This is a genomic window from Acinetobacter sp. UBA5984 (genome assembly GCF_002429925.1).
In the GTDB taxonomy this organism is placed as follows: Bacteria; Pseudomonadota; Gammaproteobacteria; order Pseudomonadales; family Moraxellaceae; genus Acinetobacter; species Acinetobacter variabilis.
In genome coordinates this window covers 35770-48987 of sequence record NZ_DJBE01000019.1, presented here as the reverse complement: position 1 = coordinate 48987, position 13218 = coordinate 35770, and the positions used below count along the sequence as shown (strand labels likewise).

Annotated in this window: 12 protein-coding genes; 7 read left to right on the top strand and 5 right to left on the bottom strand. The window is 45.1% G+C overall.

Features of this window, described 5'->3' with window-relative positions; all coding sequences use genetic code 11:
* Positions 1 to 721 (top strand): hypothetical protein (locus B3J29_RS03420; RefSeq protein WP_414632194.1); only part of this gene is annotated, 721 nt, incomplete at its 5' end.
* Between the two features lie 62 nt (positions 722 to 783).
* Here the strand turns inward: B3J29_RS03420 and parE are convergent.
* Both parE and B3J29_RS03410 read right to left on the bottom strand, forming a co-directional pair.
* The gene (parE, locus tag B3J29_RS03415; RefSeq protein ID WP_005232726.1) at positions 784 to 2664 is read right to left on the bottom strand and encodes a DNA topoisomerase IV subunit B; all 1881 of its coding nucleotides are present in this window, start codon (positions 2662 to 2664) and stop codon (positions 784 to 786) included.
* 1 nt (position 2665) lies between these two features.
* The gene (locus B3J29_RS03410; RefSeq protein WP_005232728.1) at positions 2666 to 3259 is read right to left on the bottom strand and encodes a YqiA/YcfP family alpha/beta fold hydrolase; all 594 of its coding nucleotides are present in this window, start codon (positions 3257 to 3259) and stop codon (positions 2666 to 2668) included.
* 247 nt (positions 3260 to 3506) lie between these two features.
* Between B3J29_RS03410 and B3J29_RS03405 the strand changes: the two genes are divergently transcribed.
* Positions 3507 to 4838: an alpha/beta hydrolase gene (locus B3J29_RS03405; protein WP_104426752.1), complete on the top strand. Its 1332-nt coding sequence runs from the start codon at positions 3507 to 3509 to the stop codon at positions 4836 to 4838.
* Positions 4839 to 4926: 88 nt separating this feature from the next.
* Here the strand turns inward: B3J29_RS03405 and B3J29_RS03400 are convergent, their stop codons facing one another.
* Positions 4927 to 5454, bottom strand: a complete 528-nt coding sequence (locus B3J29_RS03400) for a disulfide bond formation protein B (RefSeq protein ID WP_004781437.1) — start codon at positions 5452 to 5454, stop codon at positions 4927 to 4929.
* Positions 5455 to 5472: 18 nt separating this feature from the next.
* On the bottom strand, positions 5473 to 7050 hold the full coding sequence (gene gshA / locus B3J29_RS03395) for a glutamate--cysteine ligase (protein WP_004781436.1): 1578 nt from the start codon (positions 7048 to 7050) through the stop codon (positions 5473 to 5475).
* Positions 7051 to 7262: 212 nt separating this feature from the next.
* Here gshA and B3J29_RS03390 point away from each other — a divergent pair, with 212 nt between their 5' ends.
* The 3 genes from B3J29_RS03390 to B3J29_RS03380 are packed head-to-tail and all read left to right on the top strand — an operon-like array spanning position 7263 to position 9726.
* The gene (locus B3J29_RS03390) at positions 7263 to 7802 is read left to right on the top strand and encodes a DUF924 family protein (protein ID WP_004781435.1); all 540 of its coding nucleotides are present in this window, start codon (positions 7263 to 7265) and stop codon (positions 7800 to 7802) included.
* A 41-nt stretch (positions 7803 to 7843) separates the two neighbouring features.
* On the top strand, positions 7844 to 8413 hold the full coding sequence (locus B3J29_RS03385; protein WP_005232738.1) for a CC0125/CC1285 family lipoprotein: 570 nt from the start codon (positions 7844 to 7846) through the stop codon (positions 8411 to 8413).
* A gap of 11 nt (positions 8414 to 8424) precedes the next feature.
* Positions 8425 to 9726 carry a DUF445 domain-containing protein gene (locus tag B3J29_RS03380; RefSeq protein WP_005232740.1) on the top strand — a complete coding sequence of 434 codons (1302 nt, stop codon included), beginning with the start codon at positions 8425 to 8427 and terminating at the stop codon, positions 9724 to 9726.
* An 87-nt stretch (positions 9727 to 9813) separates the two neighbouring features.
* Here B3J29_RS03380 and B3J29_RS03375 read toward each other — a convergent pair whose 3' ends face one another.
* Positions 9814 to 10101 carry a DUF2798 domain-containing protein gene (locus B3J29_RS03375; RefSeq protein ID WP_005232741.1) on the bottom strand — a complete coding sequence of 96 codons (288 nt, stop codon included), beginning with the start codon at positions 10099 to 10101 and terminating at the stop codon, positions 9814 to 9816.
* Between the two features lie 253 nt (positions 10102 to 10354).
* Between B3J29_RS03375 and argS the strand changes: the two genes are divergently transcribed.
* Positions 10355 to 12145 (top strand): arginine--tRNA ligase, encoded by a 1791-nt coding sequence (gene argS / locus B3J29_RS03370; RefSeq protein ID WP_005232742.1) that lies wholly within the window; start codon positions 10355 to 10357, stop codon positions 12143 to 12145.
* 313 nt (positions 12146 to 12458) lie between these two features.
* The gene (locus B3J29_RS03365) at positions 12459 to 13073 is read left to right on the top strand and encodes an SPOR domain-containing protein (RefSeq protein ID WP_005232743.1); all 615 of its coding nucleotides are present in this window, start codon (positions 12459 to 12461) and stop codon (positions 13071 to 13073) included.
* The last annotated feature ends 145 nt before the right edge of the window (positions 13074 to 13218 follow it).

The following is a 13218-nucleotide window of genomic DNA, read 5'->3' as shown; positions in this document are numbered from 1 at the left end:
TCAAACAAGTGGGACCACCTCTCTCCCTCTGAGTAGTTTTAGTTTCGCCAATTCAGACTTTGAAACTGAACTCCGATCCGAATGTGCCAAGGTGAAAAGCTATGCCAACTCGGGAAGAAAATTTTATGATCAGAAACAGTATCAAAATGCGCTAGGACAATTTCAACAGCAAGCTTCCTGGTCTGCCTTTTGTGCAATGCATAGTGAAAATAGCGATGTATCTTTTTCCGAAAATGCCATTACCACTGCTTTTAATAATGTCGGCTTAAGCTATTTTAAATCAGGAAAGCCACAATGGGCACGGGCCTGGTTTTCAGTCTTTCCTCAGGCCAAAAGCAGTCAATTTAATTTAAAACAGCTTCCTCCCCCGCAAAAAACTCAAAACTTGGCTGGCATCTATATACAGCATGCTGGCTTTGGTCACTGGAATACCATTCAAGTCAAACGGATTAAAAATTCTTATCAGATTCATTTTAATGGGTTATATATGGGACTAAATAGCATGATTTATGGTCCAAATATAGGTGAATTTAAAACCACAATGCCTGTTAATAAAAATCAAACGGCCTATCGATCAGATGATTGCAAAATTAACCTCAATTTTGCTTTTGATCCTAAACAGGGGCAGCAGGTGATTTTAAAACAGGACAGTGGCAGTTCAGGTTGTGGCTTTGGACATAATGTCTATGCAGATGGGCATTATTTAAAAGTTGAGTCCTAAATGGAGTTGTTAAAAAAGCCCGCGATTGCGGGCTTTTTAATAGGTATTAGCAGCAAATCAGTTTACACAACGATATCTGCCAGATTACCTTTCTGTTCCAACCAGTCTTTACGGTCACTGGCGCGTTTTTTTGCTAGCAGTTTATCCAGTAAACCTGAAGTCAGGTGCACATCATCCAGATCCAGTTGCACCAGACGACGAGTATTTGGATCTAAAGTCGTTTCGCGAAGCTGGCTGGCATTCATTTCACCTAAACCTTTGAATCGGGTGATTTGCGGGTTCTTGCTTTTACATTTTTTCAGGATGCCTTCCAGTTCATCTTCATCCAGCGCATAGTGCACATCTTTAGCATCATCGATACGGAATAAGGGTGGCATCGCCACAAACAGATGCCCTTCTTCGACCAGAATCGGGAAGTGTTTTACGAACAGTGCACATAACAAAGTCGCAATATGCAAGCCATCCGAGTCGGCATCGGCAAGAATACAGATCTTGCCATAACGCAGTTCAGACAGGTCATCTGAACCTGGATCGACGCCAATCGCGATTGCAATGTTATGAACTTCCTGAGAGGCCAGCACTTCATCCGAAGAGACTTCCCAGGTATTTAAAATTTTTCCGCGAATCGGCATAATCGCCTGGAAATTCTTGTCCCGTGCCTGCTTGGCTGAACCACCCGCAGAGTCCCCTTCCACAATAAACAGTTCAGACTGATCCAGATCATGTCCGACGCAATCTGACAATTTCCCAGGTAAAGTTGGACCAGCGACAATTTTCTTACGCTCAACTTTCTTGGCCGCTTTTAGACGGCGACCTGCTTTGGAAATCGCCATTTCTGCCAGTTGCATAGCGATGTCTGAATTCTGGTTCAGCCACAGTGCAAACGCATCTTTGGCAATATTCTGTACAATGCCTGAAGCTTCACGGCTGGATAAACGTTCCTTGGTCTGACCAGAGAATTGTGGCTCCTGGAATTTCAGTGACAGGATGTAGTTCACCCCGTCCCAGACATCTTCTGCAGACAGTTTCATATTCCGTGGCAACAGGTTACGCAGTTCGCAGAACTCACGCATGGCATCGGTCACGCCAGAACGTAAGCCATTCACGTGAGTACCACCTTGTGCGGTTGGAATCAGGTTGACGTAGGATTCCTGAATACTTTCTCCACCTTCCACATTCCAGCAGATGGCAAATTCTGCACTGGCACGCTCAGCGTCACCTGTCGCCACAAAAGCAGGAGCCGGAATGATTTCACGGTCTTCCAGCTCATCCATCAAATAGTCGACCAGACCATTTTCAAACTGCCAGGTGATCTTTTCATCATTGATCTGGTCGATATAGTTAATTTGCAGACCAGCAGCCAATACCGCTTTAGCTTTTAAGTTATGTTTTAGGGCTTTAAGCGCGAATTTTGGAGAATCGAAATATTTGGTTTCCGGCCAGAAATGAACAGTTGTCCCTGTGGCACGTTTCGGTGCCTTACCTTCTAACACTTCTAACGGTGCAGTCGGTTCACCATTTTCAAAGGCCATTTTATACAGGTTGCCGTGACGCTGAACTTCAACTTCTACGCGGCTAGAAAGCGCGTTGACGACCGAGATCCCCACCCCGTGCAGACCGCCAGAAAATTGATAATTATCGGTACTGAACTTACCACCGGCATGCAGTTTGGTCAGGATAATTTCAATCCCGCTCTGACCATATTCTGGGTGAATATCGACAGGCATACCACGGCCATTATCTTCAACTGATAATGAACCATCCTTATACACCGTGACCGTGACTTTATTGGCATGTCCCGCGAGTGCCTCATCGACCGCATTATCAATCACTTCCTGCGCCAAGTGGTTTGGACGAGAGGTATCGGTATACATGCCCGGACGACGACGCACCGGATCTAGACCAGATAAAACTTCAAGAGATTGAGCCGTATATTTAGACACGTTATTCGGTTTCCTTTTTTATGCAGTCGGATAAAAACTGTAAGAGCAGCGGAATTTTCTCCGCAAAATCATCCATGCCATGGCTGCCATTGGCCTCGGTCATTAGCAGTGCAGGTGGACGAGCTGAACTATAATAGCGATGTGCTTCACGATAATCCAAAACTTCATCGCCTTGTTGTAACAGCACTAATATTTTGTCTGCATCTTGCGCAGTTGGTAGTGCCATGGCTTCGAGCTGGCCAAGATCTGCGTCATTCAGGCACCAGTTCGGATGAACCTGCAGGGGCAATTCATCATCAAACAGTTCACGAAACAGTTGCCATGGTCGCATTGCCGGATTGATCAGTACAGCCGGCACATGCGCTTGAGCGACCAGATATGTCGCATAGAATCCCCCAAGACTACTGCCGACCAATGCCACCTGATCCATCGACTGGATCAATTTAGAAATCTTCTGAATTGCAGCCATCGGCGGCATGTTCAAATCGGGTAAATGCACCTGAATATCCGGGTACTTGGCACAGTATTGTTCCAATAACTGGCCTTTAATCGAGCTGCTACTACTCTTGAACCCATGCAGGTAAATGATATTCATCGGCAATAAATAAAAAACAAACAAAATGTCAAAATTTAATTTAAAAGTGTGAAATACACTTCATTTTATAACCGCTTAACTTAATTGCTTAAATTGTCTGACAAAAAAGCCTTTAATGTTATGCAATTCTCGCTATTTTAAGAGTATTCCGAATAAATTGAGAATCAAGAATACTGAAAAAAGAATTTATACCGTGAAGTGCTCAAAAAAGAAAGATGTCTACGGCTCATATAAAGGATAGGATCAAATGCCAAGTTTAACGCCATTGCATGAAACCTATTGTCGATGGGACCGAACTCCGCTTAGCCAGGCAGATGTCCTGGAAGGCCTGGCACAATTGGTCACCATGCGCTTTAGTGATGTAGTACAGGAGCTGATTAAATCGATTCAGCGTGAAATTTTAATGAGCGTATTCGGGCTGAGTGAAAAAAATTCCAAAACTTTCCAGAATATTCCTTATATCGTACGTCTGTATCAAATGTCTTATGACATGATCTTTCATTATGGCAATACCCTGATCGCGCCTGGACTGCGCCGCATTATTGAAAGATTTCCCAAATTACATAATAAACCCCTGACCCCGACCATGCATTTTATGGTCAGTGCCCTGAACGGGATTATTGGCGATTATCTGCTGAAATATCAGAATCCTCTCGCCTTGCCGATGCTTATTTACGATCATTATGGTTCTCTGCAACAAGGTGAGCTAACCGGACGCATTACCCTATTTGTGCATGGTCTGTGCATGAACCATCTGGACTGGTCAACTCGTAAATACCCGGGTATTGGGGAAAAATTGCTGGCTCAGCGCGACCATAATACCATGCTGTACCTGAACTATAATACCGGACGCCGCATTTCAGCCAATGGCCGCAGTCTGGCCAATACCTTGCAAGATCTGGTCAAACGTAATCCGGGAATTACCAGTATTGATCTGATCGGACACAGTATGGGCGGTCTGGTGTCACGCAGTGCCCTATTCTATGGCAAACAGAATGTCTATGACTGGATTCCGATGGTGGAAAATCTGGTCTGTCTAGGTTCACCGCATCATGGTGCGGTATTGGAACGTTTTGGTTTTAGCTTGCAGGAAAAAATTGGACATTTTCCTTTAGTGAAAATTGTGGGACATGTGGTGAATATTCGCAGTAACGGGATTCTGGACTTACGTCATGGCAGTGTTCGGGATGATGACTGGGAATATAATCCGGTACGGATTGGCTTTATGGACGATAACCGTAAACCTGCACCGATTCCTGCGCATATCAATGCCTATCTGGTGGCAGGTACGATCGAGTTTGAACACCATACCAACAAAACGCTTAATGTGATCGGCGATTATCTGGTCAGTGTCAAAAGTGCCTTGGGCGAACATTCCCATCCGCGTTTTGACCTGAAAGTACCTGATGCCCATAAGGCGATTTTCTATGGCCTAAATCATTTTGAAATTCAGTATCATCCACTGGTAGCTGAACAGATTGTGCGCTGGTTCTATCCAGGTGTGGAAGATGAAGCCTATACGCAAATTCATGAATATGTGACCGATCTGGACAGTATTGAAGGCATTGCCCTGACCTGATCGAAGGTAAAAAATTTGGTTCGCCTCTAAGAGAGTAATAAAAAAAGCCAGTCTGTAGACTGGCTTTTTTTGATTCAGATTTTGAAAATCAGTATTTATCTCTTAGACGTTTGACGGGCGCAGTCTGATATTTGCGGAATAATTGCCACAGGCTGATCAGCAATAAGATACTGAAGAACACCAATGACCAGACCGGTAAAGATTGCCCCAGGAACGTCCAGTCAATGGCAGCACATTCACCTGACCCATTCAGTACCTGCTGTAATACCGATTTCATCGGCAAAGTTTCCAGCCAGTAATCCAGACCTGGGCCACAGCTCGGCACTCGATCTGGGGGCAGATTCTGTAACCAGACATGCCGTGCAGCGACACCGACTGACCATAAGATACTGAGCGAGCCTAAGAAAGCATAACCACGCTTCATGGCATTGGATTTCGGATTATGCAGCAAAGCAATCAGGGAGATAATCCCCAGTCCGATTAATCCGATTCGTTGAAACACACACAATGGGCAAGGATTCAGCCCCTGTCCATGCTCAAGATACAAAGCAAATGCCATCCCGGCAACAGATGCCAAAAACAACACACCACTCACGAAGCGATAACCCCATTGCATGGTTAATCCTCTTATTTATTATCGATATTGGGCTAAATATTCAGTAAAACTGATCGTGTTATCTTGCTCGAGCTGCTGTTGTTGCTGCAATGACTTTTGTGACAATTCATTGAAATATTTAAGTGTTTCTTTGCTTAATCGATGTGATTCATAGAGATTGCTATGCTGATGGGCCAAATGCTGGCCAAATTGCCACATGCTGCTGTGACTACGGATATCTCCGACAATCAGGGCTGACAAGGTCGCATCAACTTCATCAACACGGATCTGCATGGCTTGCATAGCATTGTTATATAGATTAGTTTCATAAGCCTGATCGAGCAATTGAGCCAGTGGCTGCATACGTTGCAAATGCAGATTACACCAGTCTTCAATCATATAGCGCTGGCCATTTTCCATAATCGCAGCGTTATAGGCACGACCACGGTTGACCACTTCAGCCTGATTCTGGTCAATGATTTCCTGTTCGGCATCCAACAGCGCCGGGCTGTCTTGCAATAAGCAGTACAGTGCCACTACTTCCAGGAAGCCGGCAGTATCTTCATTGATCCCGATCGCGCTATACGGATTGACATCGACAGCACGCAGCTCGACATAGCCAATCCCGCGATTTTGCAAGGCTTGTGATGGAGTTTCGCCTTCTTGAGGTACCTGCTTTGGACGCACCAGACTGTAGTATTCATTTTCAATCTGTAGCACATGGTCATTGATCTGAATTGGCTGACCATTGGCATCATCCAGACCCAGACGGGTAAACTGTTTGTACGGTGTTTTAACCGCTTTTTGCAGACCTTCCAGATAATCCTGCAGATTATTGTAGTGAATACCCAGCTGTTTCTGTGCTGAATTCTGGTAGCCAAAACGTCCCATCCGTAATGCAGTCGAATAAGGCGTATATAAAGTACCGCGTACCAGCGGGAATAAATGGTGATCGCGTCCAGTCATAAAACACTGGCAAACTGCTGGACTGGCGCCGACCAGGAAAATCACCAACGGGGTTAAACGAATAAAGTTACGGATCAGCCCCATATAGCGATGGCTGCGATAATCCTGCAAGCTTAAAGCGCGCAGCTCTTCATCAGTTTCCTGTTCTTGTAGCGCTATAAAGAAATGATCCGGGAAAGACAGATTATAGTGAACCCCGGAAATGGTCTGCATACGGCGACCATAACGCACGCCTAAACCATGACGATACAGCGTTTTAAATAAGCCAATATTGGAGCTGCCATATTGCGCCAGCGGGATATTTTCATCCTTACTGTCGAGCATGCACGGCATAGACATCGGCCAGAGCTTTTCATCATTTTTCAGATGACGGTGTACAAAGGCATGAATGTCAGTCAGATAGTTGAGGGCTTCAGTAATACTCTCTTTCGGTGGAGTAATAAACTCCATCAAGGCTTCAGAATAATCGGTCGTAATATGCGGATGTGTCAGAGCTGAACCTAAGGCATGAGGATGCGGTTCCTGTGACAGGAAACCATTGCTTTGCATACGCAAGCTCTCACGCTCGATACCGCGCAGCATTCCTTTGATGAGCGACGAATCTACCCATTCCGGTAATACATCATGGGCAGTCGATTCAGGTTGACTCATTACAATCTCGCTTAATGGGGGGTAACTATTAAAATAGAATCATCGGTTTAGCTTAGTATACCGCGATTTCCAGACAGCACATGCTGCCCTGCCTAGTTTTCAAGCAAACCATTGATTTTTAGTTAGGCAAATTTTTAACACAAAGTTTCTCTATAAGACATGTGAAATTTGTGATTTTATTGACAAATAAATGCTAATAAATTGTAAACATTATGAATTATCAAGATATTTTAGATTTCTGGTTTAGTCCTGAGACTCAACCCAACTGGTTTGCCAAAAGTGACCAGTTCGACCAAAGTTTGAAGGAAAAATTTGGCGATATTCTGGAACAGGCGAGTAAGGCTGAACTATGGTCATGGCGTAAGAATGCTGACGGCCGGTTAGCAGAAATCCTTGTTCTGGACCAGTTTTCACGGAATATTTTTCGGGATACGCCGGGTGCTTTTGCCCAAGACAGTCTGGCTTTGGCACTGGCTCAGGAAGCCATCAGCCAGGATCTGGACAAGCAGCTGAGCCCGGAGCAACGTTCCTTCCTTTATATGCCTTTCATGCATAGCGAATCTAAATTAATCCATGAATTTGCGCTAAAATTATTTCAGCGCCTCGGCAATCCAGAAAACCTCGAATATGAAATTAAGCATAAAATCATTATTGACCGTTTCGGACGCTACCCACATCGCAACCAGATTCTGGGTCGTGAATCCACCGAGGAAGAATTGAGTTTCCTGACCCAGCCAGATAGCAGCTTCTAAAGGTCTGTAATTCGCTGGATCATCCTATCAGGAGAACGAAGATGAAAAAAACTGTCATTGCCCTGACCCTTGCGACGGCAGCCCTGCTTTCTGGCTGTGCAACGACTCCGTCTAAGCCGCTGACCTTTGACCAGCTCGGCCAGTACAGCACCACCCCACTGAACGCCAACACCTACCGCATCAGTTTTCAGGCGCGACCTAATATGAGTTTCGGTACGGCCGAAGAAATCACCCTGCTGAAAGCCGCTCAAACTACGGTACAAAATGGCTTCCAGTTTTTCCAGGTATTGAACGATCCTAGTAACCGTACCCAGCAACCACCGCGTCAGGCAATTGTCTATCCGGCGCCTAGCATCTATCCATACGGCTATTATCGTCCTTATGGTTATTCCCGACGCTATCCGGGATTCTGGCCTGATCCATTCTATGATCAGCCCTATACTGTTACTTTAGATCCTGCTCAAGTGGCTTATACCATTGAGTGCTTTAAAGCCGGTCAGGAACCGAAAGATGCCTTTGATGCCCGCTTGATTTTACAATCACTTGGCGCTAAATATGGAGTAAGTCCATCCGGCCAAGTACTACAACCACAGCCGGCCACGCCTCAATAACAGGATGATTTATGCAGAAAGAGCAGCCGTCATCAAGCTTACAACGCAGTAAACGCTTCGCGACCATTGCACTGGTCGTTGCAGTACTGGCTTGGCTGGCGCTGATGATTACTGCCAAACTGCTGCCTGAATATGTCTGGCTGATTCATATCCTGATGCTCTCTGCTGAGGCGGGTGTGGTCGGTGGTCTGGCAGACTGGTATGCAATTACCGTACTGTTCCGTAATCCTTTTGGCCGGCTGCCGATTCCAAAATTTTTACGTGACCATACTGAAATTATTCCACGCAATAAAGCCCGGATTGCCGAATCTATGGGTCGTTTTGTGCAGGAAAATTTCCTTTCTCCGCAAATCGTGCAGCGCAGCCTGGCCAGTACCGATTTAAGTCTGGCTGCCGGCCGCTGGCTGGCCAATCCACAGAATAATGCTCAAGTCACACAAGTGATTCAGCAGACTGTACCTAAAGTATTTGAATTTGTCGGGCAGGAACAGATCGCCGGATTTATTCAGAGCAACAGTGTGCAATGGGTCAAAAATACCCAGATCAATACCTTGGCCAGCGAAATGTTACGCGCTGTTTTAAAAAATGATTTCCATCAGGATGTGCTGCAACGCGGCCTGGATGTGGTGCATGCCTGGATGACCTCACATCCCGAACAGACTCGTGAGCTGACCCGCACTTTATTCAAGGAAATGGGGGTCTGGAGACTGGCCAAAGGCGCCAGCTGGATCGGCATTGATGTGCAGCAGCGCAGTATCGATTCCGTGATTCAGCGGGTGGAAGCCATGTTGGCAGATCCCGACCATCCTTGGCGGCTTAAAATTGAAGAAACTGCTCAAGAACTGATGCAGCAATTGGCAGATTCTGAAAGTATGGCCAGCCAGCGACTTAATGAAACCAAAGATGCCCTGCTCGACAGTCCACAAGTGCTGAATTTTATCAGTGGTGCAGTGGTCATTTTATGCGATGCCATCAAGGCGGATTTGCAAAAGTCGGATTCAGGGATTGCAGAGAATCTGCGAGTTGCCATTCAGCAAGTCGGTGAGAATATTATTTCAAATACCTCAGTGCGTGAGTTACTGAATAAACGTCTCAGTGGTATCGCTGTAGACTTAAGTGACCAGTACAGTGAGAAAGTGATTCGTTTTATCAGTGAACGTATTCATGAATGGGATTCGACCGAGATGATCGACAAGATTGAAAACGAAGTCGGTGGTGACCTACATATGATCCGGGTCAATGGTGTCGTGGTCGGAGCCTGTATTGGTCTGATCCTTGGGATCATCCGCGCTGCAGTCGAGCATCTGATTTAATTGGTGTTTTAGCTAGAGATCCCATCTGTTAGCGAATGTTTTTTACCTTCTAAAACTTCTTTCTTAATTCTCATTGATAGAAAACAATTATTTGGGTGGCTGATTTCCTGACATATCGACCAGCAATCCGGCAAATTTGCGTACAAAAGGCAAAAGCGTTACCACAATTGGAAAAGCAATTGCCCAGGAAATCATCCAGTTATGAAACCAGAGCGCCATGAAGCCTTCAATCCAGCCCAGATTGCGCAGCATGTTGATCATGGAAATAATCCCACTCATCAGACAGGACAAGATAAAAGGCACAATGACCAAGGCCCATTTGGCTGGAAGTTTGGGAATATTGCCGATGATGGTCGGGTGCTGTTTTGAATCCATGCTGACTCTTTTTATTGTTTCAATCAGGCTAATATAGGCCATTTTGATTGCTGGATGATTCATTTTTTATAGCAAAGTTTGCAACTTATTTATTCTGCTCTTTCTCATGTGATCCTTCATTGATGACCGACCGATGGATAGAAACCATAGGCTGTTAATCGTATATTTTTTATTCCCCATAAATGGTTTTACCTAAAGAGTCGGAAATTTGCTATATTTGCTGTTTTTCTGCGATATCTATTTTCGACTGATTATGAATACGGCAATCCAAGCAGCTCTCGATCATGCAGTGCAAACTTTACAGGCACAAAACGTACTCCCATCTGACTGGAACAATACAAGTAATTTGACGCGTACCAAAGACCGCAGCCACGGTGACTTTGCATCAAATATTGCCATGATCGCGTCTAAAGCTGCGGGTATGAAACCGCGTGATTTAGCAGAAAAAATCCTTGCTGCCCTGCCTGAAGTGGCGGATATCAGCAAGGCAGAAATTGCAGGCCCAGGCTTTATTAACTTCTTTTTAAATGCAGACCAGCGTTTTGCTGTGCTGGATCAGATTCAGGCTCAACAGGCAACGTATGGTCGTACCCAGGCCAATGCGGAAAAACGCGTTCAGGTTGAATTTGTTTCTGCGAACCCGACTTCTAGCCTGCATGTAGGTCATGGTCGTGGCGCTGCTTATGGTATGACTGTTGCAAATCTGCTTGAAGCGACAGGTGCCAAAGTTGACCGTGAATATTATGTCAATGACGCTGGCCGTCAGATGGATATTCTGGCGACTTCAACTTATTTACGTTATTTAGAGTTGACGGGTCAGGAACTGGTGTTCCCGAAAAATGCCTATCAAGGTGACTACGTCAAAGAAATCGCACAAAGCATTATTGATAAAGACGGCGATATCTATGTTCGCCCTGTTGCAGACGTTTATAAAGATGTCCCTGAAGACGTACAGTATGCTGCCGAATCGGATGCTGAAGGCAATAAAGTGGTTGTTTCAGGTGATAAAGAAAAACACATTGATGGCCTGATCTTTAACTCACAAATTTTATTAAATGAAGGTTACCGCGTCTTCCATCAGGCTGCGTTAAAAGCCATTCTTGATGATATTAAAGATGACCTCGGTGAATTCGGGGTGACTTTCAATCAATGGTTCAGTGAAGCGACTTTAACTGAAAAAATTGATGAAGCGCTACAAACTCTAGATCAGCGTGGCTTCCTGTATGAAAAAGATGGCAACATCTGGTTCAAGTCAACTGAATTTGGTGATGAAAAAGACCGCGTGGTTAAACGCCGTAATGGTCAAACCACTTATTTCGCCTCTGATATTGCGTATCACCTAAACAAATTACAACGTGGCTATACCGATATTATAGATATCTGGGGTTCAGACCACCACGGTTATATCGCACGTGTAAAAGCCGCGATTGATGCTCTGGGCTATGACTCGAAAAAACTGACTGTACTTCTGGTTCAGTTTGTCAGCCTGTGGCGTGGTGGCGAGATGGTACAGATGTCCTCTCGTTCAGGCCAGTTCGTGACTTTACGTGACCTGCGCAAAGAGGTCGGGAATGATGCAGCGCGTTTCTACTATGTCATGCGTAAATCTGAACAGCACATTGACTTCGACCTTGATCTTGCCGTATCTCAAAGCAAGGACAATGCCGTGTATTACATCCAGTATGCGCATGCGCGGATCTGCCGTATGTTAGAAAAGGCAGCCTCTACAGGTGTGAACTTTGATGCAGCCACTGCACGTGGTCTGGCAGCCAAACTTGAGCTGGAAGCGGAGACTGAAATTCTGGCAAAACTGGCAGCTTATCCAGAGATTGTTGTTCGTGCTGCAAACAGCTATGAACCGCATCAGATTGGTAACTACCTGAAAGAGCTGGCTGCGCTGTTCCATGGCTGGTACAACGACAACAAGGTTCTGGGCGATGATGCAGAATTAACTCAGGCACGTTTATTGTTATCTGTAAATGTTCGCCAAGTGCTGCGTAACGGTCTGGAACTGCTTGGTGTATCTGCGCCTGAGTCAATGTAAAGCACTGCTTTTACATTGACGCAAGACGAAGAGCTCTGCTCGAAGTGAGCATGTAAGCAAAACACTGTTTTGCATGCTCGCAAGGCGAGAGCTGTGCTTAAAGTAAGCATGCTAGTCATTGCCGTTTATCTGCTGAATAAACATTTTGTAACGTTAGCTATGTGCTTGAAGATGTAGATAAATTAAAATTCTGTGTGATTTGTGATCTAGATAATGACTTTTCTATCATGATCACATAGGATGAAGTTATAGTAGGGGCATAACTGCTGTTATGCCTTTTCTATTTGCCCCGATAAATAAGAGGAAATCCCAAGTGTTTGGAAAAACGCAGCGCGGTGTATCTGAAAGACCGAATAAGCCCAAAAAGCCACTTATTCCTACCTGGCTCGGCACACTCGTGATCATTTTAATCGTGTTAAGTTTTTTAATGGCACTCATGCTGTGGAAGCCATGGGAACCTGTTAAACCTAAAAACCAGGCTACGGCTGAGCATTCTCAAGAAGAAGATACCAATAAAGACTACCGTTTTTATGATCTGTTGCCACAGCAGCAAGTGACACCGATTCCTGAAAAAGCGGTTCCTGAAGCAAAAAATCAGGAAGCAGTGGTGATTGTAGAGGCACCAAGACCTGAAGTTGATGAATCAGAAACAGCAACTGAGCCAGGTCTGGATGCAACCGAAGCCCCAACTCCTGCTTCTGCAAGCTATATTTTACAAGTTCGTAGTTTTGATGACCCGGATCAGGCAGATGCCCGCCGTGCAGAAATTATTCTCAACGGTTTATCTGCAGATGTAGTCCGCAGCGTGGAAAATGGCAAGGTTTGGTATCGTGTCGTGTCTGGACCTTATGATTCAGCAGAATCTGCGATTATTGCACAGCAAACCTTACAGCATAGTGGTATTGATTCGATCGTGGTCAAACGATAAGGTTTAAATATAAAAAGCGCCAGATGGCGCTTTTTTTCCCTCTCCTAAAAGGAGAGAAAATCTCCCCCTTTAATAAAAGGGGAATGAGGGGAATTTACTTATTCTGAGTCAGCAAATATTTAATCCCTCCAACCTCCATTTGAAA